This is a genomic window from Bradyrhizobium oligotrophicum, assembly GCF_051168495.1.
GTDB lineage: Bacteria > Pseudomonadota > Alphaproteobacteria > Rhizobiales > Xanthobacteraceae > Bradyrhizobium > Bradyrhizobium oligotrophicum_A.
Genome location: NZ_JBNPVB010000005.1, coordinates 356,307 through 380,849, shown reverse-complemented (window position 1 = coordinate 380,849; position 24,543 = coordinate 356,307). Strand labels below are relative to the sequence as shown.

Below are 24,543 nucleotides of genomic sequence, written 5' to 3'. Positions count from 1 at the left end.
TCGTACCGCCTGCCTCCGTCGTCGGATGGCTCGGATCGGCGGACATCCGGGCCCCGCATGAAGCACTCGCGCATTTGGGCGGGATCGCGCCTCAATTCTCGCCGCGCATTTGCGGTGACGCCGTCCCTCGCCGAGCGGCGCGGGAGGGGGAGAAGATTTCATGCGCCAAAGGCTGCAACGCAGCAACGAATCTTCTCTCAGGAGCGGCATCGGCGATGTGGACATTGCTATTTTCCCGCCCGTCTCGACAGTCGGGCGATCGCTGATCATTTTCTCAATTGCGCCATGGGCTTGAGCACGGCTCTTCGCTCGGCGCCGAAGGGGAAAATGGTCCGATGCGCCGGCTGAATTCGATGCTGAAGTCGACACATGGTCGCATTCGCCGCGCGGTCTCGACGTTCGTCGCGATCGCCGCCGCAAGTCTGCCGTCGGTCGGGGCCTGAGCGCCGGTTCGGCTGCTGCGCCAAATATTTGCATCGGCCGTTTGATATCGGTCAACAGCCCGCTCCAAGCGCGGTAACATCACCTTCGGGCACTGCTCCGTGAGGCAGGAGGTTGCATGTCGCGCTATGTCATCCATTTCATGAAGGACGTGCTGGGCGAGAACGGCCGCCAGTGCGAAATCTGCCAGGGCACGCTGGAAGTCGAGGCCGACAGCGAAGGCGAGGCGGCTGAAATCGCCAAGGCGCGATTTTGCGAGCAGCAGGCGTTGCGCGATTGGTCGCTGCATGCCGACCGGATGCAGGTAAAGGCGGCCGACTTTCCGTCCTGAGCAGGCTCAGCGGCCGAGCCCAGCCGGTGCCTCGGCGGTTCCCGGGCCGAGGGAGCGCTGAACCATCACCGTGTCGCTCCACCGGCCATAGCGGTAGGCGACGCCGGGCAACAGCCCGACGCGGACGAAGCCGAACCGCTCGTGGATGCCGAGCGAGGCAGTGTTGTCGGCATCGATATAGCCGATCATCTGGCGGTAGCCTGCAGCGGCACAGGCGTCGATCAGCGCCTGCATCAACCGCCCGCCGACGCCGCGGCCGAGATGGTCGTGATGGACGTAGATCGAATGCTTGACCGCAAAGCGATAGGCCGGCCGCTTCCTGAACTGCACCACATAGGCATAGCCGACGACCTCGCCGCCGGAGGTCGCGACCAGATGCGGCAGGCGCTGGCTGCGCAGGTTCTTGCGCCGCTGCTTGAGGTCATCCGGCTCGGGTGCGCCCGTGCCGGCGGCGCTGTCCTCGATCCCCCGGCGGATGTGCCGCCGGTAGATCGCAAGCATCGCCTCGACGTCCTCGTCGCGGGACGGCCGCACGATCACCGGTGGCTCGGTCTCGAGGGCGGTGGTGACGCTGTCCATGGGGCGAATTACTCTGCGCAGACATAGGTATGGAGCCGAATCCGGCCGGATTCGTCGACCTCCTTGTACAGTCCCTGAATCTCGACGTCGAAGCCCGGAAACGTGTTGAAGGCCCGCTCGAACATCATGAGGTAGTCGATCATCGGCCGGGCGCGGTCCGAGAGCCGTTCGCCCGGAACGATCGTGGCGATGCCCGGTGGATACACCACGAACGGCGTCGTCGCGATGCGCCCGGCAATCTGATCGATCGGCAGGTAATCGACCTCGTTGCGGATCAGCGCGCGGGCGGCCTCGCGCGGCGACAGCGCGATCTCCGGCAGGTGCTGCGGCTGGAACTGCTTCGCCTGCAAGGCGCTCACCTCCGCCTCGCGGTAGAAGCGGTGCATCTGCGCGCAGAGGTCGCGCAGCCGCACCTTGCCGTAGCGGCCGAAGCGGCTGCGGGTGAACTCCGGGATGGCGTCCTCCAGCGGCACGTTGTCGTCGTGAAGCCGCTTGAAGGCGACCAGCCCGCTGATCAGGGTTCCCGCCTTGCTCGCCTCGACGCCCGGCGTCAGCAGGAAAAGCAGCGAATTGAGATCGTTCTTCTCGGCAACGATGCGGTTCTCGCGCAGATATTGGGCGACCACGGGGGCGGGGATGCCGTGCTCGGCATAGCCGCCGGTGGCCCGGTCGAAGCCGGGGGTCAGCAGGGTCAGCTTGTTCGGATCGGTCATGGCAAAGCCAGGGCCGAGGTCGGGGAAGCCGTGCCAGGCCGCACCGGGCGCGAGCTGCCAGAGCGTGGCGTCGGTCGCGAGCTGGTCGGTCGAGATCGCCTCCCAGGCCACGTCATGGTGCGCGCCCGGGCTTGCCGCATCGGGGATCGAGACCCGGTCCGGCACGAACGGCTCGAAGAACCAGCGCCGCGCCGGATCCTTCTCCTTCTCGTCGAACTCGCGGCGCATCGCCCGGATCTTCTTGCGCAGTTCGATACCGAGCCGGATCGTGTCGTCCCACAGCACTTCGCCGGAGCGGCCCTTCATCATCTGGGCGCCGACGTCGAGCGAGGCGAACAGCGGATAGAACGGCGAGGTCGAGGCGTGCTGCATGAAGCTTTCGTTGAAGCGCCGATGCTCGACCCGCCGCCGCTGGCCCTTGATGTGCCGGTCCTTGACGTGGATCTGCGAGGCCTGGGAGAAGCTCGCGAGCTGCTTGTGGGTCGACTGCGTGGCGATGATGCCCGGCGCGTCCGGCCCGAGCTCGCCGAGTCCCATGGCAAAGCGCCCGGCATAGAGCGGATGGAATTTCATGAACCCCGCCCAGGCCTCGTCGAACATGATGTAGTCGCAGAGATGGCCGATGCGCTTCAGGATCATCTCGGCGCTGTGGATGGTGCCGTCATAGGTGCATTGCTCGACCACCGCGACCCGGAACGGCCGCTCCTTGCGCCACGCGTCGGGGTCCTTGACCAGCGGGTTGTTGCGGATCTGCTGGCGCAGATGCTCTTCGTCGAGCAGGTCCCAGCGCATCGGCCCGATCAGGCCCCAGGGATTGCGGACGGTGGGGATGTAGATCGGGATCCCACCCGCAATCAGCAGCGCGCCGTGATGGGCGGCCTTGTGGTTGTTGCGGTCGAACAGCACGAGGTCGCCGTCGGTGACCAGCGCACCCAGCACCACCTTGTTCGAGGTCGAGGTGCCGTTGAGGACGAAATAGGTCTTCTCGGCGCCGAAGATCTGCGCCGCCTCCTTCTGCGCGCGCAGCGCCGGTCCTTCATGGGTGAGCAGATCGCCGAGATCGAGCACGGAATTGTCGAGATCGTCGCGAAACACCGCCTCGCCGAGGTGCTCGACGAAGATGCGGCCGATCGGGCTGCGGCTGTAGAACACGCCGCCATTGTGGCCGGGGCAGGTCCAGAGCTGGTTGCCTTCCTCGGCATAGTCGACCAGCGTGCCGAAGAACGGCGTCTTCAAGGTCTCCGCATACTGCTTCAGCCGGCTGATCAGGTTCTTGGCGATGAAGGCCGGGGTCTCTTCCGAGAGGAAGACGTAGCCGTCGATGAAATCGAGCACCTCGACCGGCAAATCCTCGAACCGCTTGCGCCGGATCAGCAGAATGATCGGGAAGTCGAGACCACGCCGGCGCATCAGGTTGATCAGCGATGCCGTCTTGCCCTCCAGCCCTTTCTTGCCCCAGTCCACGATCATGCAGCCGATCGCGGCATCGGTCTGCACCGCGATCTCGGCATCCTCCAGCTTGCGGGCACGCACGACCTCGAAGCCCGAGCGCTGAATTTCCTCGATGATCTGGTTGAAGCGGACGCCGGCGAGGTCGTCGGTCTCGAACACGGGCGCGGCGAACAGGAAGGTGAAGCGGCGGAAGTAATCCATGAGGGTCTTTCGGGCTGCGTTGGGCAGCCAGCTGTCGACATGTTCGATGACGATTGGATGACCGTGGCGCCGCGAAGGCGCGCAGGTTCTGCCAATGGCCTCGCTTTGTTCGCCTCCCGCGGTAACGATGCGGATGGCGCCCGGCGCTTGTCTTGCGCTTGTCTTGGCGGTGCCCCGGTGGCAATCGTCGTGACGTCGACCAACGCAAGAGGACCGATTGTGCTCCCTGACTGGATCAAGCTGGATTGTGCCACCCCGTCCGAGGCCCATCGGCAGGCGGCGTTGACGCGCCAGGCGCAGCTGACGAAGCCGCTGGGTGCGCTCGGACGGCTGGAGGAGGTGGCGGTCGAGCTGGCGGCGTTGCAGGCGGCGGACCGTCCCGGGGCCGACCGCGTGCCGGTGGTGCTGTTCGCAGGCGACCACGGCATCGCGGCGCAGGGCGTCTCGGCCTATCCGCCGGAAGTGACCGTGCAGATGCTGCACAATTTCGCCGGTGGCGGCGCCGCCATTTCGGTGCTGGCGCGCAGTCTCGGGTGCCCGCTGGAGGTGGTCGACGTCGGCACGCTGGCGAGCGAGCCCGTGCCGGGCGTGGTGATCGACAAGCAGCGGCGCGGCACGCGCGATTTCAGCATCGAACCGGCGCTGACGCCGGAGGAGGTGGCCTTCGCCTGTGAGGCCGGGCGGCGCGCTGTCACGCGGCAGGCCGACCATGCGCCGCAACTCGTGATCTTCGGCGAGATGGGAATCGGCAACACGACATCAGCCGCTGCAATAGCCGCCGCGCTGCTGTCCGCAGCACCGGCCGACATCGTCGGCAGCGGCACGGGCCTCGATGCCGACGGGCGGGCCCGAAAGGCCGCGGTCATTGCCGACGCGTTGACGCGGCATGGGCTGACGTCGGGATCGTCTGTCGGAGACGTGCTGGCCGCCGTCGGCGGCCTGGAGATCATCGCAATGGCCGGCGCGATCATTGCCGCCGCGCAGCGGCGCTGGCCGGTGCTGGTCGACGGCTTCATCGTCTCGGTCGCGGCGCTCGCGGCCGTCGGGCTCAATCCCTCTTGCCGGCCCTGGCTGCTGTTCTCGCATCGCTCGGCCGAGCGCGGCCATGCGCTGGTGCTCGAGGCGCTCGGCGCCCACGCTCTGATCGATCTCGACCTCCGTCTCGGCGAAGCCTCCGGCGCGGCGACGGCGCTGCCGATTATCCGGCTGGCCTGCGCGCTCCACAACGGCATGGCCACCTTCGCCGAGGCCGCCGTCTCCGGACGCGCGTCCTGATGCGGATCGACCTGCTGCGGCATGGGACGACCGGGCGGGACGGACATCTCGACGGCCGCACCGATCCGCCGCTCAGCGCCCTGGGCTGGGATCAGTTTCGACGACAGACAATGAACGGCGCCTGGCGGCGCATCGTGACGTCGCCGCTGGCGCGCGCACGCGCCGCCGCGGAGGACCATGCGCGCAACACCGGATGTGCGCTGCAGATCGATGCCGATTGGCGCGAGCTCGATTTCGGGCGCTGGGACGGATTGAAACGCAATGATATCGTCGCCGAGCCGGACGGTGCCGCGTTGCTCGACGCGTTCTATGCGGATGCCGCGGTTGCCGCGCCGGACGGGGAGAGCTGGTCCGATCTGCAGGCCCGGGTGGCGCGTGCGCTCGATCGCATTGTCATCAGCGCCGATGTCGGGCCGGTTTTGGTGGTGACGCATGGCGGCGCCATGCGCGCGGCGCTATCGCTTCTGCTCGGCTGGCCCTTGCGTCAGCTCTGGAGCCTGCGCATCCATCCCGGAACCCGCATCACGCTCGAAGCCGGGCAGAGCGAACAAGCCGCGCCCTGGGGCGAAATCGTCGAGATCATTCAGCCATGAGCCTCCGTGAATTCTGGATCGCCCTGCAGTTTCTGACGCGGCTGCCGACCCCGCGCATCGCGGAGACGCGGCCCGATGATCTCGCCCGAGCGTCGGTCTGGTTTCCGGCCGCAGGACTGGTGATCGGCGCATGTCTCGCGGTCGTCGCCAAGATTCTCCATGGCGCCGATCCGTGGATCGTTGCGCTCGCCGTGCTCGTCGCCTGGATCTGGATCACCGGCGCGCTGCATCTCGATGGGCTCGGCGATGTCGCCGATGCCTTCGGCGCTTCGCATGGCAAGCCCGAACGCTTCGTCGCCGTGCTCGGCGATCCCCATGCCGGCAGCTTTGCGGTCGTCGCGATCAGCCTGCAGATCGCCGCCAAGCTGGTGCTGATCGCCGAGCTTGCAACGGGCCCGACGGCTTGGGCGCTCGTATTGATCCCCGCCTGGGCGCGTCTGGGAACGCTGGTCTGCAACAAGACGCTGCTGTCGCTGAAGCCGGGGCTGGGCGCTATCATCGCGAACAGCGTCGGCTGGAACGTGATTGTCGCGTGGGGCGGCTTGCTCGCGATCGGGGCGTTGGCCGGCGCAGTTCCCGCCCTGATCGCCATCGTCCTCGTTCCGGCGATCGCCTTTTACTGGCAATGGCGGCTCGGCGGCATCACCGGCGATTGTCATGGCGCCAGCATCGAGGTGACGGAAACGCTGCTGCTCGCCGCCTGCGTGCTCGGCTAGGAGACGTTGCGAAGCGCGTGCGCCAGCCGCTGCCAGTCGGTCTCGTTACCCGGGAGTCCGAAGCGCAGCCAGCTCGGCTGAGCCGGAAAGCGCCGGACATGAACGCCGTGCCGGGCGAGCCGCTCGGCGATGCCAAGCGCGTTCGGCGACGTGATCAGCCGGAACAGCGGCGTGCCGCCGACGACGATGCAGCCAGCGCTTTCCAGCAGCGCGTCGATGCGCCGACAGTCATTCGCCAGCCGCGCGCGTGTCTGCTCCAGCCAGGCGTCGTCGGCCAACGCCCTCGTTCCAATCGCGAGCGCAGGCCCCGACACTGCCCAGGGCCCGAGCTCTTCGCGGACTCGCGGCGCGATGTCTTCGGAGCTGATGGCAAATCCAAGCCGTACGCCGGCGAGGCCATAGACCTTGCCGATCGAGCGCAGCACGATCGTCGCCGGCGGCAGATCGGCCGCGACGGTTGCATCGGCGGGATAGAGGTCGACGAAGGCTTCGTCGACGATCAGCAGGCCGTCGCGCTGGCGCAGCACCGCAGCCAGCCTGACCAAGCTGTCGCGCGACAGCAAGCGGCCGGTGGGATTGTTCGGATTCACGACGACGGCCACGTCGGCGTCAGCGAGCGCCCCGGGCTCGTCGACGAGACGCACCTGATGGCCGCAGCGGCGCCAGCACAGCGCGTGCTCCTCATAGGTCGGCGCGAGCACGGCGACGGTCGAACGCGGCCGCAACCGCGGCAGGATCTGCAGCAGCGCCTGTGTGCCGGGAGCGGCTACGATCATGTCCGGCGCATTCACGCCGTAGCGCGTCGCCGCGGCTGCCAAGAGTGCGCGCTCTTCGGATTTGGCCGGCAGGCGCGCCCAGCTCTCGGGTGAGATTGTCTGAACCGGGTAGGGCACGGGATTGATGCCGGTCGACAGATCGATCCACGGAAGCGGCGCATCCGGGTAGCGGCGGCTGACGCGATCGAGATCGCCGCCGTGAAGGATCGCTTCCGGCGCGTCGGCACGCGTGCTAGTCGCTCTGTCGTCCATGTCCTTCCTTTACAAGTCTGTCCCTTAGCGGAGATCGATGTTCGTCTCTCTCGCGCTCACGGCGCTCCTCATCGAGGCGGCGGTCGGTTATCCCCAGATCCTGGTGCCGCGGATCGGCCATCCCGTGATGTGGATGGGCGCGCTGATAGCATGGGCGGACCGCTGCTGGAACGGGGACGAAACGCGCTTCGCCGTGCGTCGGGCGCGTGGCATCGGTCTGGTCGTTCTGCTGGTGCTGTCCATGATGGCCGTCGGCTTGGCCGCAACCTGGATCATGCAGGCGATTGCCGGCGGGCCGGTCGCAACGCTGATCCTCGGCGTCCTGGCCAGCAGCCTGCTGGCCCAGCGCAGCCTGGACACTCATGTCGCTGCCGTCGCCGCTGGATTGGAGAAAGAGGGGCTCGACGGCGGCCGCCGGGCGGTGGCGATGATCGTCGGGCGCGATCCTGAGCGGCTCGACGAAGCCGGCGTCTCGCGGGCTGCCATTGAAAGCCTGGCCGAGAATTTTTCCGATGGCGTCGTGGCGCCGCTGTTCTGGCTCGTCGTGGGTGGTCTTCCGGGCATCCTGATCTACAAGGCCGTCAACACCGCCGACAGCATGATCGGTCATCTCTCGGATCGCCATCGCGCTTTCGGTTGGGCTGCGGCGCGTCTCGATGATCTCATCAACCTGCCGGCCTCGCGTCTATCAGCGCTGTGGCTTGCGGCTGCTGCCTGCGTCGTTTCCGGAGCGTCGTCTGCATCTGCCGTGCAAGTCGTTGCACGCGACGCCGCGACGCATCGGTCGCCGAATGCCGGCTGGCCGGAGGCGGCGATGGCGGGGGCACTCGGACTTCGGCTCGCCGGGCCGCGCGTCTATCACGGTCATCTCGTCACCGATGCCTGGATGGGAGACGGCCGCGCCGACCTGGACGCGTCCGACATCCGGCGCGCGCTGCGCCTTTATCGGATGGCGTGCCTGATTCAGGCGCTGGTGCTCGCGGTCTTCGTCCTCGTCAAGATCGCATAGTTACCGCGCGCGGGGGCCAGCTCGCTCGCGAGCGCGAGAATGCGGCTGACGTCGACATGGCGTTCGAGATGCGCCGCGAGGGCATCCAATGTCGAATCGACGTCACTTTCGTAAGCCAAGCCGCTCGACGTCGCGCCGAGCCCGCGCAGCCAGTGATCGCGAAGACCATCATCGGCGAACAGGCCGTGGACATAGCAGCCGGCGATCTGGCCGCCAGCTGCGACGGCACCATCGCGACGGCCATCCGAAAAAGCGAGGAAGGGGTCTTGTGTTGCCGGCCCCTCGGTGCGTCCGATATGCATCTCGTAGCCTCGGAAGCATGCCTCGTCATGCGTCAGCGTGCCCTGGACCTCGCGCAACGCCTTGTCGTCAGTCAGTGTCGTTTCGACATCGAGGAGGCCAAGCCCTGCAACGGAACCCGGCGGCCCTTCATATCCCTGGGGATCGCTGATCACACGCCCCAGCATCTGATAGCCGCCGCAGATGCCGAGCACGCGGCCGCCGCGGCGCAGATGAGCCGTCACGTCGATGTCCCAGCCCGTTTCGCGCAAGGCGGCGAGATCGGCAATGGTCGCCTTCGAGCCGGGCAGGATCACGATCGAAGCGTCGCCGGGGATCGGTGTGCCCGGCCGCAGGAATTGCAGGTCGAGCCCGTCTTCCAGTCGCAGCGGATCGAACTCGTCGAAATTCGAGATGCGGGGGTAGGCGAGCACGACGACCTTCGGCTTTTGTCCGCCTGCAGCTCCCTGCGCGGGCAGGCCGAGCGCATCCTCCGCCGGCAGGCGGCGCGCATCCGCAAAATGCGGAATGAGCCCGAGCGACGCCCAGCCCGTTCGTGTCGCGATCTCGTCCATGCCCGAGGCGAACAATGAGGGATCACCACGGAAGCGATTGACGAGGAATCCCGCGATGCGCGCGGCATCATCGGGCGCGATCACCGCCTTGGTGCCGACGAGGCTCGCGATGACGCCACCGCGATCGATGTCGCCGATCAGTACTACGGGAATCTGGGTCGCCTGCGCGAAGCCCATGTTGGCGATGTCGCCTGAGCGCAGGTTGATCTCGGACGCCGAGCCCGCGCCTTCGACGAGCACGATGTCGGCATCTGCCGCGAGGAGATGGAAGCTCTCCAGCACGGCGGTCATCAATTGCGGCTTCATCGCCTGATAGGCGGAGGCCTTGGCGTTGCCGATGACGCGGCCCTGCACCACGACCTGGGAGCCGATCTCGCTCTGCGGTTTCAGCAGCACCGGATTCATGTGCACGGTCATCGGCCGCCGCGCCGCGCGGGCCTGCAGCGCCTGCGCGCGGCCGATCTCGCCGCCGTCGGCCGTGACGGCGGCATTGTTCGACATGTTTTGCGGCTTGAACGGCGCCACCTTCAGGCCGCGCAAGGTCAGCGCGCGTGCCAGCCCCGCGACGATCAGCGACTTGCCGACGTCGGAGCCGGTGCCCTGGAACATGATGGCGCGCGCGGGCATGTCGAAATATCCGGGCCTAGTACTCGATGCCTTCCTGCGCCTTCACCCCGGCCGCGAAGTGGTGCTTGACGAGGTTCATCTCGGTGACGAGATCGGCTGCCTCGATCAGTTCCGGCTTGGCGTTGCGGCCGGTCACGACCACGTGCAGATCGGGACGTCGCCCTGCGAGTGTGGCGACGACGTCGGCGATATCAAGGTGATCATAGCGCAGCGCGATGTTGAGCTCGTCGAGGATCAGCAGCCGGATCGACGGATCGGCCATCAGCTCCTTCGCCTTGGCCCAGGCCTTCTCCGCGGCGGCGACGTCGCGCGCGCGATCCTGCGTCTCCCAGGTAAAACCCTCGCCGAGCGTATGCCACGACACCTGATCGCCGAAGGCGGCGATCGCCTTGCGCTCGCCGGTTTCCCAGGCGCCCTTGCCGAACTGCACGACGCCGATGCGAAAGCCGCGGCCGAGCGCGCGCAGCATCAGGCCCCAGGCGGCGGTCGATTTTCCCTTGCCCTTGCCGGTGTGGACGATCAGGAGGCCCTTCTCGACGGTCTTCGAGGCGACCTCGGCATCCTGAACCGCCTTGCGGTTCTCCATCTTCGCCTTGTGGCGCGCGTCGTCGGGGCTCTCGGTCATCGACAGGTTCCTTCCATCATTTCAAGGTCAGTGGCAGGCCGGCGGCCATGAGGATCACGCGATCCGCCAGGGCCGCGACGTCCTGGTTCAGCCGCCCCTGCGCATCGCGAAAGGCGCGCGCCAGCGCGTTGTCGGGCACGATGCCAAGCCCGACCTCGTTGGAGACGGTGACGATGGGCCCACGCGCAGCCGTGAGCGCGTCGAGCAGATCGGCACATGCGGCCGAAACGTTCAGCTCGGCGAGCATCACATTGCTGAGCCACAGCGTCAGGCAATCGATCAGCATCGGCGTGGTCGAATCGGCCTGCGCGCGGACGAGAGCGGCGAGATCGAGCGGGGCCTCCAGCGTCTGCCATCCGTCTGCGCGGCGTGCCTTGTGCTGCGCGATGCGCCCGGTCATCTCGTCATCGAACGCCTGGGCGGTCGCAACATAGATCCAGGGCGGCGATTGGGCCGTGACCCGCGCCTCGGCCTGGCGGCTCTTGCCCGAGCGCGCGCCGCCAAGCACCAGGGTCAGGCGCGGCAGGGCGGCGGGCGGGACGGCGGGGACCATGGGGGACGATTCCGATTGACGGGCTCTGGTGCGACCCGTATCTAACAGATGACGGTTCTCCGAAAGGAGAGATTTAGGGAACACGGTGCGGGTTCTTGAACCCAAGGCCGAGGCTGCCCCCGCAACTGTAATCGGCGAGTGTGAGGCCAAGACACCACTGGGAAACCGGGAAGGTGGTCTCACGCAGCGACCCGAGAGCCAGGAGACCTGCCGTCGACATTGCTGTTGGCCGACCCGTCGCGCGGGGAGTCGCGATGCTGGTTCTGATCCCGCCGGGATGGGCGGGATGCCGTCGGATGCAGCGCATCGTCCGGTCCTCTGGGGAGCCGGCAAGCGACGGAGACGGCTATGAAATTCACCCGCACCACGACTTTCGTGCTCGCGAGCTTCGTTCTGCTCGCTGCCCAGCCTGCCTTCGCGCATCACATGATGGACGGCAAGGTGCCGCAGACCTTCGCTCAGGGCCTGCTGTCCGGACTCGGTCACCCCGTCATCGGGCTCGATCATCTGGCGGCTATCGTCGGCGCCGGCATCGTTGCTGCGCTGCTCGGCCGTGGTTTTGCGCCGGTGCTGGCGTTCACCACGGCGATGATCGCCGGCGTCGGACTTCACGTGGCGAAGGCGAACATTCCGGCCGCCGAGCTGCTGGTCGGTCTGTCCACCGCCGTGGTCGGCCTCGTGGTGGTGATGCGCGGCCGCTTTGGTGTGCTGCCGGTCGCTGCACTGTTTGCGCTGACAGGCCTCGTGCACGGCTACGCGCTCGGTGAATCGATCGTCGGCGCCGAGACTGCGCCCCTCGGTGCCTATTTCGCCGGCCTGCTCGTGATCCAGACCGTCATTGCTGCGGTTGCGTTCTTCGGAACGAAAATGTTGTCGGCGAAGGCCGATGCGGTTGCGCCGCTGGCGCTGCGGCTCGCGGGTGCTGCCATCGTGCTGGTGGGCGGCGTCGCTGCGGCGACGGCCGCCGGAATGATCGGCTGATTGATGACCGCATCGGAGCTTGCTGAGACGACGCTGTTCGTCTGTGTCACCTGCCGTGCGCAGGTGACCGAGGGCGTGTCACCTGATCAGCCGCGGGCGGGAGCCCGTCTGCTCGCGGCCATCGAAACCATGCCGGCCGAACACCGCGCTGGAATTGCCGTGGTCGGTGTCGAGTGCCTGTCCAACTGCAATCGTGCCTGCACGGTTGCGGTGACGGCGCCGGGCAAATGGACCTATGTGCTCGGCGCGCTCGATCCGGACCTGCATGTTCAGGATGTGCTGGCGTTCGCGCAGCTGCATCAGCGCCATGACGCCGGCCTGCCGGCGTGGCGCGAGCGTCCCGAATACATCCGCAAGAACACCGTTGCGCGCGTGCCCGCGCTGTCAATGCCGCGCTGAAACGAGAGAGCGTATCGCCATGACGAAGTCGTTCGCCAAGACGCCTTGCACCATCGTCACCGGTTTCCTCGGAGCCGGGAAGACCACGCTGGTGCGTAACCTGATCGAGACCGCGAATGGCCGCCGGCTCGCGATCATCGTCAACGAGTTCGGCGATGTCGGCATCGACGGCGACATCCTGAAAGGCTGCGGCGTGCCGGATTGTCCGGAGGATCGCATCGTCGAGCTCTCCAACGGCTGCCTTTGCTGTACGGTCGCCGACGATTTCGTGCCCGCGCTCAAGAGCCTCCTGGACCAGAAGGATCCGCCCGAGCATATCGTGATCGAGACCTCGGGTCTCGCTTTGCCGAAGCCGCTGGTGCAGGCCTTCAACTGGCCGGAGATTGCGACGCGTGTCACCGTGGACGGCGTCGTCGCGGTGGTCGATGGCCCGGCGGTGGTGGCCGGCCGCTTCGCCGATGATCCCGCGGCGCTTGCCGCGCAGCGCGCTGCGGACAATTCGCTCGATCACGACAATCCGCTCGAAGAGGTCTACGAGGATCAGCTGCTGTGCGCCGACCTCGTCGTCATGAACAAGAGCGACCTGATGAGCGAGGAGCAGCGCAAGGACGTCGCTGTCGAGATCGCGGCGAAGGTGCAGCGCGCCGTCAAGGTGATCGCGACCGAGCACGGCCGGCTGTCGGCCTCCGTCCTGCTCGGGCTCGGCGCCGCAGCGGAAGCCGATCTTGCCGCGCGTCCGTCGCATCACGACAACGAAGGCGAGCACGATCACGATGATTTCGAGAGCTTCGTGCTCGACGTGCCGCCGCAGGCCTCGCCGGACGCGCTGGTCGACCGCATCGCGGCCGCCGTGGACGCTCACGACGTCCTGCGGGTGAAGGGATTCGTGGAAGTGGCCGGCAAGCCGCTGCGCCTGCTGGTGCAGGCCGTCGGCAACCGCATCCAGCACCAGTTTGAGCGTCCGTGGCAGTCAGGCGAATCGCGGCAGGGACGATTGGTGATCATCGGCGAGCGCGGCCTCGATGCGGCTGCGATCCAAAGCCTGATCGTGGGCTAGGCGAGGGCCATGCACCTCCTGGCGACATCCGGCGCGGATCTCGACGACCTCGAACAGGCCGTGGATCTCGCGCAGTCGCCGGCGGACATCGTCGTGCTGTCGTTCTCGGATAGCGACCTGTCGGCGCTGGCCGAGGCCTGGACGGCGTCCTCGGCCGAGCTGCCGAGCCTGCGCCTCGCCAGCCTGAAACGGCTGAAGCATCCGATGTCGGTCGATCTCTATATCGACAATGTCATCGTCGGCGCGCGTGCCGTCGTCGTGCGCTGCCTCGGCGGACTCGACTATTGGCGTTACGGGATCGAGCGCATCGCAGCCGTCTGCCGCAGCCGCAAGATCATGTTCGCAGCGTTGCCGGGCGATGATCGCGCCGACGAACGGCTCGACGAGCTCTCGACGTTGCCGCAGGACGCAACCTCGCGGCTGTATGGCTATCTGCATGAGGGCGGTGTCGGCAATGCGCGCGAGGCGGTGCGCTATCTCGCCACGCTGCTCGGGCGCGACGTGCATTTTGCCGAGCCGGGCGCCATCGGCTCGATCGTCGGCTTCGTGCCGGATGGTGGCGCGGTCGCCATCGATGCTCTCTGCCATCGTGACGATGCGCGCCAATCCGCGCTGATCGTGTTCTATCGCGCCAGCCTGCTCGCCGCAGATACCGCGGCCATTGCGGCGCTGATGCGGAGGCTGGAGCGCGAGGGGCTGGCGGCCGTGGCCGTTGCGGTGACCAGCCTGAAGGATTCCAGCATCGCCGATGCGCTGGCGCGATTGATCCGGCAGCGGCGTCCCGCGATCATCCTGAACGCCACCGCATTCTCGGCACTGCGTGAGGACGGTACGACCGTGCTCGACACAGCCGAGGCGCCGGTTCTGCAGATCATCCAGGCGCAGAGCACGGAAGCGGCGTGGGTGTCGTCGTCGCGCGGATTGTCGCCGACCGACCTCGCCATGAATGTTGTGCTCCCCGAGCTCGATGGCCGGCTGCTCGCGCGTCCCATCGCCTTCAAGGGCGAGATGCCCGTCGATGAGCGCCTGCAGTTTGGCGCGGTGCGCTACGTGCCGCAGGACGATCGCATCGACGTCGTCGCGCAGCTCGCCGGAGCGTGGGAGCGGCTGCGGCGGCTGCCGGCCGCGTCGCGCCGTGTCGCGCTGATGCTGTCGGATTATCCCGCGCGTGGCGGCCGCCGCGGCTACGCGGTCGGCCTCGACACCAGCGCGAGCGTGGCCGCCATTGCCGTGATGTTGGCCGAGGCGGGCTACGATGTCGGCGCTGCGCCTCCAACTGCTGAAGTGGTCGAAGCGTTGCTGCGCGATGAGGCCGATGAGCTCATCGTGCCGCTCGCCAACTATCAACGTGCGCTGGCGCTGTTGCCGGACGATCTGCAGCGCGCCTTGCTCGACAATTGGGGGGAGGCGAAGACCGATCCGGCGTTTCGCGACGGCGCGTTCCGCTTTCCCGTGCTGCGCGCAGGCAAACTCTCGATCCTGTTGCAGCCCGATCGCGGCAGCCGCGCCGATCGCAAGTCCGGCTATCACGATACGAGCGTGCCGCCGCGGCATGCCTATGTCGCGCTCTATGCGCATCTGCGCGAGACCGAGCAGATCGATGCGCTGATTCATCTCGGCGCCCATGGCACCTTGGAATGGCTGCCGGGCAAGGCGCTGGCGCTGTCGAACGGCTGCTGGCCGGAAGCCGTGCTCGGGCCAGTGCCTGTGATCTATCCGTTCATCGTCAACAATCCCGGCGAGGCGATGCAGGCCAAGCGCCGGCTTGCGGCGGTCACGCTCGGGCATCTGACGCCGCCGCTGTCGCAGGCCGGTCTGCATGGCCCGCTGCTGGAACTGGAAGGCCTGGTCGAGGAATATGCCGAGGCCGATGGTCTCGACAAGCGCCGCCTGAAACTGCTGGAAGACGAGATCATCGCCCGCGCCTGGCAGAGCGGCCTCGCCGCCGATTGCGGACTGGCGCGCACGACGAGCGGACGCGAGGCGATCGCACAGCTCGATGCGCAGCTCTGCGACATCAAGGAGCTGACGGTGCGCGATCGCCTGCACGTGTTCGGCCAGGCGCCGGAGACGGCCGCGATCGGCCTGCTCACCGATGCGATCATGGCAGTCGCAGCGCAGGCGGGCGGCACGCTCGATCGTGCTGACATCGAAGCGCGGATCGAGGCGAGCGCCGCCGCCGAGCGCAATGCCTTGCGCGCGGCCCTCGATGGCCGGCGTGTGGCTGCAGGCCCTGCCGGTGCGCCGAGCCGTGGTCGGCTCGACGTGCTGCCCACCGGGCGCAATCTGACCGCGATCGATCCGCGGGCGATCCCGACGCGAACGGCCGCGCTGGTCGGCGTGCGCGCCGCCGACGAGGTGATCCGGCGCTATCTGCAGGATCATGGCGACTATCCGCGCTCGCTGATGCTCGATCTCTGGGCCTCCGCGTCGCTGCGCACCGGCGGCGATGACCTCGCCCAGGCGCTGGCCTATCTCGGCGTGCGTCCGCGCTGGGATCTCAATTCGAACCGTGTCACCGGCGTCGACGTGCTGCCGCTGGCGAGGCTCGACCGGCCCCGCATCGACGCGACATTGCGAATCTCGGGCCTGTTCCGCGATCTGTTCGAAGCCCAGATCGCGCTGTTCGATCTCGCCGTGCAGAAGGTGGCCTCGCTCGACGAGGACGATGCCGACAATCCGCTGGCCGCGGCACGGCGGCGCGGCGAGAGCCTCGCGCGCGTGTTCGGCGGCGCGCCCGGCAGCTACGGTGCCGTGGCCGCCGACCTCGCGCTCGATATGGCCTGGGAGAGCCGGTCGGAGCTCGGCGAGGCCTATCTCGACAGCACCGGCTATAGTTTCGGTGGTGCGCATGACGGCGTCTCTGCCTCCGAGACGTTCCGTGCCCGTGTCCGCAGCACCGATGCGCTGGTGCATCCGCAGGACGATCGCGAGCGTGATCTGCTCGATGGCGAGGAGGTCGCCGATTTCGCCGGGGGCTTTGCGTCTGCTGCCGCGTCGCTGGGCGTCACGCCCGCGCTGCTGCATCTCGACACCAGCCGTCCCGAAGCGCCGACGGCGCGGACCTTCAGTGAGGAGATTGCCCGCGTGGTCCGCGGCCGTCTCACCAATCCGCGCTGGATCGCAGGCATGTTGGCCCATGGCCACCGCGGCGTCGCCGAGATCGCGCAGGGTGTCGACGCGCTCTATGCCTTCGCCGCGACGTCGGACGTCGTTCCCGAGCATCTGTTTGATCTGGCGCATGGCGCGCTGCTGCGCGACGAGGCCGTGTTGGGCGACATGATCGCGCGCAATCCGGCGGCGGTCGCTGCCATTGTATCGCGTTTCGAGGATGCGCTGCGCCGGCAACTCTGGGTGCCGCGGCGGAATGCGGTGGCTGACGAGTTGGCGTTCGCCCGTGCACACTTGACGCAGAGGGAGAATGTCTCGTGACTGTCGCTGTTGAGATCAAGGGCTGGTGCCCCGGTGCGCGCCGGCCGATGCCGAGCGGCGACGGGCTCATCGTCCGCGTTCGGCCGCATGGCGGCACGCTGTCGGTGACGGCCCTGCGCGAGCTTGCCGAGGCGGCTCGGCGCTACGGCAACGGCCAGATCGATCTCACCCGCCGCGCCAATCTGCAGATCCGCGGTGTCTCGCCTGAGACCCTGGTGCCGTTGTGGGAGGTGATGGCCGCGCTCGAACTGCTCGACGACAGCGCCGAGCTGGAAGCGATCCGCAACATCGTGATCAATCCGCTGGCCGGCCTCGATCCGGCCGAGATCGCGGACATGCGTCCCATGGCAGCCGAGCTGGAAAATTTGCTGGCGGCGGATCACGCGCTGCAGGCGCTGCCCGCCAAATTCGGCTTCGCACTCGACGGCGGCGGCAAACTGCCGCTGGCAGGTCTTGCGGTGGATGTTCATCTGCAGGCGTGTGGCCGGACAAATGAATCGCGCGTTGCCATCGGCGTTTCGCGTGCCGATGGCTTGCTGTGGCTCGGGACGACCGCGATGGCCGATGCCCCGTCCGCAGCGGCGCAACTCGCGCGCCTCGTCCTGACGCATGGCTCCGCGCGACGTGCCGCGGCGTTGTCATCGCATGAGATCGCCGCCGTCACGGCTGAGCTCGGGCTCGATGTCTCGGACGAGGATGAGATGGCTTCGGGTGACGTATCGCCGTGCCGTCTCGGTGTCATTCCGCTGACCGACCTGAGCTGTGCCGTCGGTCTCGGCGCGCCGTTCGGCCGTATCGAGAGTCGAACGCTGGCGCAACTGGCGGATCTCCTCGCGGGATACGGCATGTCCGACGTGCGCCTGTCGCCATGGCGCACGCTCTATGTCGCAGCGGACCGCAGCATCGCAGAGGCTCTCGTCGCCGATGCGGCCGGGCTCGGCCTGATCGTCGACGACGCGGATGCGCTGATGCGCATCGATGCCTGCTCGGGCGTCGGCTGCTGTGCGTCGACCGAGCTTGCGACACGCGAGCACGCTCGCGCGCTGGCCGGTGCGATGGCGCGCACGGCATTCACAGGCACGCTGCATGTCTCCGGCTGCGCCAAGGGGTGCGCGCGCTCGGCGCCGGCCGACGTCGTGCTCGTCGGCGACGGCGAGCTCTATCGGATCGTCCGCAACGGTACGGTCAAGAGCGAGTCCCGCGGCATGCTCGATCCGTCAAGCCTCGATGCGACAGGCAATGGTCTGTTCGAAACGAGAGAGTCCGTCCATGTCTGAACTGCGCGACTACATCAAGGACGGCGCGGAGATCTATCGCCGCTCGTTCGCGACCATCCGCGCCGAGGCCGATCTGTCGCGCTTCCACGGCCTCGAAGAGAAGATCGCGGTGCGCATCATCCATGCCTGCGGCATGGTCGAGATCACCTCCGACATCGAGATGTCCGAGCGTCTTGCCGTGGAGGCCAGGGCCGCACTCGATCGCGGCGCGCCGATCCTGTGCGATGCCAAGATGGTGGCCCAGGGCATTACGCGGGCGCGGTTGCCGGCCAAGAACGAGATCATCTGCACGCTCGACGATGTCGGAGTGCCGGCGCTCGCCGCGCAGCTCGGCACGACGCGGTCCGCCGCTGCGCTCGAACTGTGGCGGCCGCATCTCGCCGGCGCACTGGTGGCGATCGGCAACGCGCCGACCTCGCTGTTTCATCTGCTCGACATGCTCGATCAGGGCGCGCCGCGCCCGGCCGCGGTGATCGGCACTGCGGTGGGGTTCGTCGGCGCGCGCGAATCCAAGGAGGCGCTCGCGGTCGATGGCCGCGTGCCGTACCTGATCGTGCGGGGCCGCAAGGGCGGCAGCGCCATGGCGGTCGCCGCCGTGAACGCCATCGCGAGCGACGTCGAATGAGCCCGCTCGACACCATCGCAGGCTCTGCCCATGCCGGCACGCTCTACGGCATCGGCGTCGGGCCGGGTGACGTCCGCTATCTGACGCTGCGCGCCGCAGGACTCATTCTGTCCGTCGATGTGGTCGCGTTCTTTGCCAAGCGCGGCATGGAGGGCCATGCGCGTCGGATCGTGACGCCGTTGATGTCAGCCGGGCGCCACGAACTGCGGCTCGAATATCCGATCACCGAGGAAGCGCCAGTTGCCGATCCCACCTACCAGGCGCAGATCGGCGACTTCTATCGCCGCGCCGCCGACAGCATCGCGGCGCATCTTTCCGCGGGCCGATCGGTCGGCCTGCTGTCGGAGGGCGATCCATTCTTCTATGGCTCGTTCATGCACATGTGGCGGCGGCTGGAATGCGACCATCAGGTCGAGGTCGTGCCTGGCGTGACCGGCATGTCCGGCTGCTGGACCAAGGCCAATGTTCCGATCACTTGGGGCGACGACATCCTCTCGGTGCTGCCGGGCACCTTGGACGAGGACATTCTCGCCGACCGGCTGACGCGCTGCGAGGCCGCCGTGATCATGAAGGTCGGGCGCAACCTGACCAAGGTGAAGCGCGCGATTGCGCAGGCCGGATTGCTCGCGCGCGCCATCTATGTCGAGCGGGGAACGATGGAGGCACAACGCGTCACGCCCCTGGCCGAGGTGGAGCTGGACCGCGGCCCGTATTTCTCGATGATCCTGATCCCCGGTCAGGGACGCCGGCTGTGAGCGGCACGCTCACCATCGTCGGTGTCGGCCCGGGCCGGTCCGAACTGATGACGCCGGCCGCCTCGGCCGCGGTCGCGGCTGCGACCGATCTTATCGGCTACGGCCCCTATCTCGACAGGGTGACGACGAACCGTCCAGGTCAGATCCGCCATGCCAGCGACAACCGCGTCGAGCTCGATCGGGCGCGCCATGCGCTGGCGCTTGCAGGTGACGGCAAGCGCGTTGCCGTCGTGTCCGGCGGCGATCCCGGCGTGTTCGCGATGGCCGCCGCCGTGTTCGAGGCGGTGGAGTCGGGGCCCGCAGCATGGCGCGACCTCGACATCCGCGTCGAGCCGGGCGTCACAGCCATGCTGGCGGCCGCGGCCGAGGTCGGCGCGCCGCTGGGCGGCGATTTCTGCGCGATCTCGCTGTCCGACAATCTCAAGAGCTGGACGACGATCCGTCGTCGCTTGGAAGCCGCCGCCGGCGCCGACTTCGTCATCGCGCTTTACAATCCGATCTCCAAGGCGCGGCCGCATCAGCTCGGCGAGGCCTTCGCGCTGCTGCGGCAGATCAAGCCGGCCTCGACCGTGGTCGTGATGGTACGCGCTGCGGGCAGCGATGAGGCGACGCAGATCATCACGACGCTGGGCGAGGCCGATCCCGCCAGGGCCGACATGCGCACGCTGGTCCTGATCGGATCGGCGGCGACGCGTCTGATCGCCCGCGACGGCAAAGCGCCGTTCGTCTACACGCTGCGTCGTGAAGTCGAGGGCGGCCGATGAGCAAGCAGCGCTTCCAGCCAGAGCATCGCGGCGTCCGCGCTGTCGAGCGCCACGCCATGCGGCTTGTCGGGCCGGGCGATCATCACGACCGGAATGTTCAGCCGCCGCGCGGCGGCGATTTTCGGATAGGTGGCTGCTCCGCCGGAGTTCTTCGACACGACGAAGCCGATGCGCTCCTGCGCGAGAAAGGCCGCTTCCTTGGCCTCATCGAACGGTCCGCGATCGAACACGAAGCGGATGTCGGGCGGCAGCGCGATGTCGCCGGGCGGATCGATCGTGCGGGCGATGTAGTGATGCTGCGGAGCTGCGGCAAAGGCGGCGAGCTCCAGCCGGCCCAGACTGAGAAACACGCGCGCAGCCGTGGCACCGAGCGCAGCAGCCCCGGCCTCCGCGCTGCTGACCTCGATCCAGCGATCTCCATCCCGGCGCAGCCATGCCGCGCGCCGGATCGAGGCCAGCGGCAGCGCCAGGGTCTGACACGCCGCAACGGCATGCCGCGACATCTGGTCGGCATAGGGATGGGTCGCGTCGATGACAGCGTCGACCGCATGATCCCGCAGCCACGCTTCCAGTCCTGCGATGCCGCCGAAACCACCGATGCGTGTCGGCAGCGGCTGCGGCTTGGGCGAGACGGTGCGGCCGGCGAGCGAGAGCATAGGCTCGAAGCGATCATCACCGGCGAGCAGCCGGGCCAGCTCCGAAGCCTCGGTCGTCCCGCCGAGAATGAGAATGCGCATGCGGGGCAGGGTCCATGGTGAGTCCGGGCGCAACTTGCAACGCGACGCGCTGGCTGTCCATCGTCGGGATCGGCGAGGACGGCGTCGACGGCCTTTCGGCGCCTGCGCGCCGGCTCATTGCGCAGGCCGCCCTCGTCGCTGGCGGTGCTCGCCATCTCGAACTGGCAGCATCGCTCGTCGAAGGCGAGCGGCTGGCCTGGCCGAGCCCGCTGCATCAGGCGTTCGAGCAGATCGCGGCGCACAGGGGCGAGCCGGTTGTCGTGCTCGCGAGCGGCGATCCCTTCAACTACGGTGTCGGCAAGCAGCTGATGCAACGCTTCGACGTCGCCGAGATGCTATGCGTTCCGCAGCCATCGGCCTTCAGTCTCGCAGCGGCGCGGCTGGGCTGGCCGCTGCAGGACGTCGCGCAGGTGACGCTGCATGGCCGTGCCCTCGAAGGCATCATCCGTCATCTCGCGCCGGGCGCGCGCATCCTCGCGCTGGCCTGGGATGGATCGACCGCCGCAAAGCTCGCAGCGTTGTTGACGTCACGCCGCATGGGGCGCTCGCGCCTGACGGTGCTGGAAGCGATCGGCGGTCCGCAGGAGCGGGTGCGCAGCGTAACGGCCGATGCGTTCGAATTGTCGGATATCCATCCGCTGACGACGATCGCGCTCGAGGTGGTCGCGGAGCCGGATGCACTGGTGATTCCGCTGACATCGGGCCTTGCCGACGATCTGTTCGAGCACGACGGCCAGATGACCAAGCGCGACGTACGGGCCGTGACGTTGTCCGCACTGGCGCCGAGACCGGGTGAGCTGCTGTGGGACGTCGGACTGGGATCGGGCTCGGTCGCGATCGAATGGCTGCTGCGTCACGGCTCGCTGCGCGCGATCGGGATCGAGGCGCGGCAGGATCGCGCCGACCGCGCCATGCGCAACGCGCTCGCGCTCGGAGCACCCGATTTGAAGCTGGTGTTGGGACGCGCACCTTCGGTCCTCGCTGATCTCGAACCGCCTGACGTCGCTTTCATCGGTGGCGGCATTTCGGAGCAGGGCGTGTTCGAGGTGGTGTGGTCGAAGCTGAAGCCGGGCGGTCGCCTCGTCGCCAATGTGGTGTCGCTCGAAGGCGAAGCGCGGCTGATCGAGCTGTTCGACAAGCATGGCGGCGAGTTGGTGCGCATCGCCGTCTCGCGCGTGGAGCCGGTCGGCCGCATGCATGGCTGGCGGCCCGCGATGGCGGTCACGCAGTGGCGGGTGGCCAAGCCATGATCGCGCTCGGGATCGGCTGCCGCCGCGAGACCAGTGCCGCCGACATCGACGCGGTCATCGCGCAGGCGTTGACCACAACGCGATTGGCGATCACCGATATCGCCGTCATCGCGACGGCGGCAGACAAGCTGCAGGAGCCGGGTGTGATCGCTGCTGCGCAACGGCTCGGTCGGCCGCTGCTCGGCCTATCCGTGGATGATCTCAACGCGGTCGCCGATCTCGCGCTGACGCGGAGCGATCGCGTGCAACGCCTCAAGGGCGTCCCCTCGGTGGCCGAGACCGCGGCGCTCGCGGCCGCCGGTCGCTACGCGCGGCTGATCCTGCCACGCGTGGCGAACGCGAGCGCGACCTGTGCTCTGGCGCAAGGCGAGGGCGCTGTGGAGCTTGCGCCATGACGGTGCATTTCATCGGCGCCGGCCCTGGCGCGCCGGACCTGATCACCCTGCGCGGCCGCGACCTGATCGCGCGCTGTCCGGTCTGTCTCTATGCGGGCTCGCTGGTCCCGAAAGCGCTGCTCGATCATTGCCCGCCGGGCGCGCGTATCATCGACACGGCGCCGCTGTCGCTTGACGACATCATCGCGGAGATGGCGCGGGCCACGGCCGCCGGTGAGGATGTGGCGCGACTGCATTCCGGCGATCTCTCGATCTGGAGCGCGCTCGGTGAGCAGCTGCGGCGCCTCGATGAATTGAAGATCGCCTACACGGTCACGCCGGGCGTGCCGTCGTTCTCTGCTGCTGCGGCCGCGCTCGGGCGCGAACTTACGCTTCCCGGGCTCGCGCAGTCGGTGGTGCTGACGCGCACCTCCGGCCGTGCCTCGGCCATGCCCGAGACGGAGCAACTGTCGCTGTTCGCGCAGTCGCAGGCTACGCTCGCGATCCATCTGTCGATCCATGTGCTCGACAAGGTCGTCGATGAGCTGCGCCCGCACTATGGCGAGGATTGTCCAGTCGCGGTCGTCTATCGCGCGAGCTGGCCGGAGCAGCGCATCGTGACCGGCACGCTCGCGACCATCGTCGATCAGGTTGCGGTCGATGCAATGGAGCGCACCGCGCTGATCCTGGTCGGCCGTGCCCTCGGCTCCGAGGATTTCCGCAACAGCGCGTTGTACGACGCGGACTATCAGCGGCGTTTTCGCGGGAGGGGCGAATGAGCCGGCGCCGGGCATTGTCCCACCAGATGTCCGTCGCGATCGAACACGGCGATGTCGAGTGCCATTGCGTCATTGCCGAGCGCGCGGTGTGCTGTCTGCCACGCGGCCCCCGCGACCGCGTCGCCGGCCGGAAAGTTGCACCGCTCAGCCTCTTGCAGCACCTGCAGGGCAGTGTTGGCATTGCGGGCGGTCGTGACCAGCGCGTCCGGCGCGCCTGCATGTTGCAGAGTGTCCGCGAGCCAACCGAGATCGACCTCGCCGGCGCGAGAATGCAGGTCGAGCAGGCCCTGGCCGAGCTTGGTCATCTTGGCGAAGCCGCCGGCCACGGTGACGCGCGCGACCGGATGCCGGCGCAGATATTTCAGCATGCCGCCGGCGAAATCGCCCATGTCGATCAGCGCCGCATCCGGCAGGCCGTAGAGCTGTTGGACCGCTTTCTCCGACGTGCTTCCCGTAGCACCTGCGATGTGCGGCAGGCCGGAGGCGCGGGCGACATCGATGCCGCGGTAGATCGAGTGGATCCAGGCCGCGCAGCTGAACGGCACGACGACGCCGGTGGTGCCGAGGATCGACAGGCCGCCGACGATGCCGAGCCGCGGATTCAATGTCTTCTTTGCGAGCTCCTCTCCGCCTGGAATGGAGATCTCGATGATCACGTCGCGCGTCGCGCCGAGAGCCGCTGCGGCCTCGTTGATCGCCGCGGTGATCATCTCGCGTGGCACCGGATTGATCGCGGGCTCGCCCGGCGGCAGCGGCAATCCCGGCCGCGTGATCGTGCCGACGCCGGGGCCTGCGCGAAACGCGATGCCGGAGCCCTCGGCTGCGCGTCGCACCGTGGCGCTGATCAGCGCGCCATGCGTCACGTCGGGATCGTCGCCGGCATCCTTCACAACACCAGCGCTCGCGCTCGCATCGCCGGCCTCGTGCATCGCCACCGCGAAGCTGACGCGGCGTCCGCCGGGCAGGGCGATCTCGACCATGGCGGGACAGTTGCCGGTGATCAGCAGCTCATAGGCCGCGCGCGCAGCGGCCGTCGCGCAGCTGCCGGTGGTCCAGCCACGTTTCAGCGGTCGGTTCGGCGGATCCGCAGGTTCCATCATGCCCGATCGCATAGCA

24 protein-coding genes and 1 riboswitch are annotated in these 24,543 nt (G+C 67.8%); of the genes, 16 read left to right on the top strand and 8 right to left on the bottom strand.

All coding sequences use genetic code 11. The features are described from left to right. Positions 1 to 559: 559 nt before the first annotated feature. Positions 560 to 772, top strand: a complete 213-nt coding sequence (locus ACQR1B_RS13415; RefSeq protein ID WP_434831640.1) for a hypothetical protein — start codon at positions 560 to 562, stop codon at positions 770 to 772. A gap of 6 nt (positions 773 to 778) precedes the next feature. Here the strand turns inward: ACQR1B_RS13415 and ACQR1B_RS13410 are convergent, their stop codons facing one another. After that, positions 779 to 1,351, bottom strand: a complete 573-nt coding sequence (locus ACQR1B_RS13410; protein WP_434831641.1) for a GNAT family N-acetyltransferase — start codon at positions 1,349 to 1,351, stop codon at positions 779 to 781. An 8-nt stretch (positions 1,352 to 1,359) separates the two neighbouring features. Next, on the bottom strand, positions 1,360 to 3,717 hold the full coding sequence (locus tag ACQR1B_RS13405) for an Orn/Lys/Arg decarboxylase N-terminal domain-containing protein (RefSeq protein ID WP_434831642.1): 2,358 nt from the start codon (positions 3,715 to 3,717) through the stop codon (positions 1,360 to 1,362). A gap of 219 nt (positions 3,718 to 3,936) precedes the next feature. Between ACQR1B_RS13405 and cobT the strand changes: the two genes are divergently transcribed. The 3 genes from cobT to cobS are packed head-to-tail and all read left to right on the top strand — an operon-like array spanning position 3,937 to position 6,301. Then, positions 3,937 to 4,992, top strand: coding sequence for a nicotinate-nucleotide--dimethylbenzimidazole phosphoribosyltransferase (gene cobT, locus ACQR1B_RS13400; protein ID WP_434831643.1), 1,056 nt, complete (start codon positions 3,937 to 3,939; stop codon positions 4,990 to 4,992). Continuing rightward, the gene (locus ACQR1B_RS13395; RefSeq protein ID WP_434831644.1) at positions 4,992 to 5,585 is read left to right on the top strand and encodes a histidine phosphatase family protein; all 594 of its coding nucleotides are present in this window, start codon (positions 4,992 to 4,994) and stop codon (positions 5,583 to 5,585) included. The genes cobT and ACQR1B_RS13395 overlap by 1 nt, the downstream gene beginning before the upstream one ends. After that, positions 5,582 to 6,301 carry an adenosylcobinamide-GDP ribazoletransferase gene (cobS, locus tag ACQR1B_RS13390; RefSeq protein ID WP_434831645.1) on the top strand — a complete coding sequence of 240 codons (720 nt, stop codon included), beginning with the start codon at positions 5,582 to 5,584 and terminating at the stop codon, positions 6,299 to 6,301. The genes ACQR1B_RS13395 and cobS overlap by 4 nt, the downstream gene beginning before the upstream one ends. Here the strand turns inward: cobS and cobD are convergent. After that, positions 6,298 to 7,329: a threonine-phosphate decarboxylase CobD gene (gene cobD, locus ACQR1B_RS13385; protein ID WP_434831646.1), complete on the bottom strand. Its 1,032-nt coding sequence runs from the start codon at positions 7,327 to 7,329 to the stop codon at positions 6,298 to 6,300. The two genes, cobS and cobD, sit on opposite strands and share 4 nt — an antisense overlap. A gap of 37 nt (positions 7,330 to 7,366) precedes the next feature. Between cobD and cbiB the strand changes: the two genes are divergently transcribed. Then, the gene (gene cbiB, locus ACQR1B_RS13380; protein ID WP_434831647.1) at positions 7,367 to 8,338 is read left to right on the top strand and encodes an adenosylcobinamide-phosphate synthase CbiB; all 972 of its coding nucleotides are present in this window, start codon (positions 7,367 to 7,369) and stop codon (positions 8,336 to 8,338) included. Here the strand turns inward: cbiB and ACQR1B_RS13375 are convergent. Genes ACQR1B_RS13375 through cobU form a run of 3 tightly spaced genes read right to left on the bottom strand, consistent with a single transcriptional unit; the run spans position 8,293 to position 10,997 of the window. Next, positions 8,293 to 9,819, bottom strand: coding sequence for a cobyric acid synthase (locus ACQR1B_RS13375; RefSeq protein WP_434831648.1), 1,527 nt, complete (start codon positions 9,817 to 9,819; stop codon positions 8,293 to 8,295). The two genes, cbiB and ACQR1B_RS13375, sit on opposite strands and share 46 nt — an antisense overlap. Positions 9,820 to 9,835: 16 nt before the next feature. After that, positions 9,836 to 10,444 (bottom strand): cob(I)yrinic acid a,c-diamide adenosyltransferase, encoded by a 609-nt coding sequence (cobO, locus tag ACQR1B_RS13370; RefSeq protein WP_434831649.1) that lies wholly within the window; start codon positions 10,442 to 10,444, stop codon positions 9,836 to 9,838. Positions 10,445 to 10,460: 16 nt separating this feature from the next. Next, complete coding sequence (cobU, locus tag ACQR1B_RS13365; protein WP_434831650.1) at positions 10,461 to 10,997, bottom strand: bifunctional adenosylcobinamide kinase/adenosylcobinamide-phosphate guanylyltransferase; 537 nt, start codon at positions 10,995 to 10,997, stop codon at positions 10,461 to 10,463. 35 nt (positions 10,998 to 11,032) lie between these two features. Further along, positions 11,033 to 11,226: riboswitch (cobalamin riboswitch) on the top strand. 119 nt (positions 11,227 to 11,345) lie between these two features. On the opposite strand from cobU, the gene ACQR1B_RS13360 reads away from it, so the two are divergent. Genes ACQR1B_RS13360 through cobJ form a run of 8 tightly spaced genes read left to right on the top strand, consistent with a single transcriptional unit; the run spans position 11,346 to position 20,287 of the window. After that, positions 11,346 to 11,978: a HupE/UreJ family protein gene (locus tag ACQR1B_RS13360; protein ID WP_434831651.1), complete on the top strand. Its 633-nt coding sequence runs from the start codon at positions 11,346 to 11,348 to the stop codon at positions 11,976 to 11,978. Positions 11,979 to 11,981: 3 nt separating this feature from the next. Continuing rightward, the gene (locus ACQR1B_RS13355; protein WP_434831652.1) at positions 11,982 to 12,377 is read left to right on the top strand and encodes a DUF1636 domain-containing protein; all 396 of its coding nucleotides are present in this window, start codon (positions 11,982 to 11,984) and stop codon (positions 12,375 to 12,377) included. A gap of 19 nt (positions 12,378 to 12,396) precedes the next feature. After that, complete coding sequence (gene cobW / locus ACQR1B_RS13350; RefSeq protein WP_434831653.1) at positions 12,397 to 13,434, top strand: cobalamin biosynthesis protein CobW; 1,038 nt, start codon at positions 12,397 to 12,399, stop codon at positions 13,432 to 13,434. 9 nt (positions 13,435 to 13,443) lie between these two features. Further along, a complete protein-coding gene (gene cobN / locus ACQR1B_RS13345; protein WP_434831654.1) occupies positions 13,444 to 16,866 on the top strand; it encodes a cobaltochelatase subunit CobN in 3,423 nt (1,140 codons plus the stop codon). Continuing rightward, a complete protein-coding gene (gene cobG / locus ACQR1B_RS13340; RefSeq protein ID WP_434831655.1) occupies positions 16,863 to 18,143 on the top strand; it encodes a precorrin-3B synthase in 1,281 nt (426 codons plus the stop codon). Before cobN ends, cobG begins: the two co-directional genes overlap by 4 nt. Beyond that, the gene (locus ACQR1B_RS13335; RefSeq protein WP_434831656.1) at positions 18,136 to 18,768 is read left to right on the top strand and encodes a precorrin-8X methylmutase; all 633 of its coding nucleotides are present in this window, start codon (positions 18,136 to 18,138) and stop codon (positions 18,766 to 18,768) included. Before cobG ends, ACQR1B_RS13335 begins: the two co-directional genes overlap by 8 nt. Continuing rightward, complete coding sequence (locus tag ACQR1B_RS13330; protein ID WP_434831657.1) at positions 18,765 to 19,523, top strand: precorrin-2 C(20)-methyltransferase; 759 nt, start codon at positions 18,765 to 18,767, stop codon at positions 19,521 to 19,523. The genes ACQR1B_RS13335 and ACQR1B_RS13330 overlap by 4 nt, the downstream gene beginning before the upstream one ends. After that, positions 19,520 to 20,287 (top strand): precorrin-3B C(17)-methyltransferase, encoded by a 768-nt coding sequence (gene cobJ / locus ACQR1B_RS13325; protein WP_434831658.1) that lies wholly within the window; start codon positions 19,520 to 19,522, stop codon positions 20,285 to 20,287. Before ACQR1B_RS13330 ends, cobJ begins: the two co-directional genes overlap by 4 nt. On the opposite strand, the gene ACQR1B_RS13320 is transcribed toward cobJ, so the two are convergent. Further along, a complete protein-coding gene (locus ACQR1B_RS13320; protein WP_434831659.1) occupies positions 20,251 to 21,024 on the bottom strand; it encodes a cobalt-precorrin-6A reductase in 774 nt (257 codons plus the stop codon). The two genes, cobJ and ACQR1B_RS13320, sit on opposite strands and share 37 nt — an antisense overlap. 14 nt (positions 21,025 to 21,038) lie before the next feature. Here ACQR1B_RS13320 and cbiE point away from each other — a divergent pair, with 14 nt between their 5' ends. The 3 genes from cbiE to cobM are packed head-to-tail and all read left to right on the top strand — an operon-like array spanning position 21,039 to position 23,427. Beyond that, positions 21,039 to 22,274 (top strand): precorrin-6y C5,15-methyltransferase (decarboxylating) subunit CbiE, encoded by a 1,236-nt coding sequence (gene cbiE / locus ACQR1B_RS13315; RefSeq protein WP_434831660.1) that lies wholly within the window; start codon positions 21,039 to 21,041, stop codon positions 22,272 to 22,274. Next, positions 22,271 to 22,669 (top strand): cobalamin biosynthesis protein, encoded by a 399-nt coding sequence (locus ACQR1B_RS13310; RefSeq protein ID WP_434831661.1) that lies wholly within the window; start codon positions 22,271 to 22,273, stop codon positions 22,667 to 22,669. The genes cbiE and ACQR1B_RS13310 overlap by 4 nt, the downstream gene beginning before the upstream one ends. Further along, positions 22,666 to 23,427, top strand: a complete 762-nt coding sequence (gene cobM, locus ACQR1B_RS13305) for a precorrin-4 C(11)-methyltransferase (RefSeq protein WP_434831662.1) — start codon at positions 22,666 to 22,668, stop codon at positions 23,425 to 23,427. The genes ACQR1B_RS13310 and cobM overlap by 4 nt, the downstream gene beginning before the upstream one ends. On the opposite strand, the gene ACQR1B_RS13300 is transcribed toward cobM, so the two are convergent. Further along, complete coding sequence (locus ACQR1B_RS13300) at positions 23,397 to 24,527, bottom strand: cobalt-precorrin-5B (C(1))-methyltransferase (RefSeq protein ID WP_434831663.1); 1,131 nt, start codon at positions 24,525 to 24,527, stop codon at positions 23,397 to 23,399. The two genes, cobM and ACQR1B_RS13300, sit on opposite strands and share 31 nt — an antisense overlap. Positions 24,528 to 24,543 lie beyond the last annotated feature (16 nt).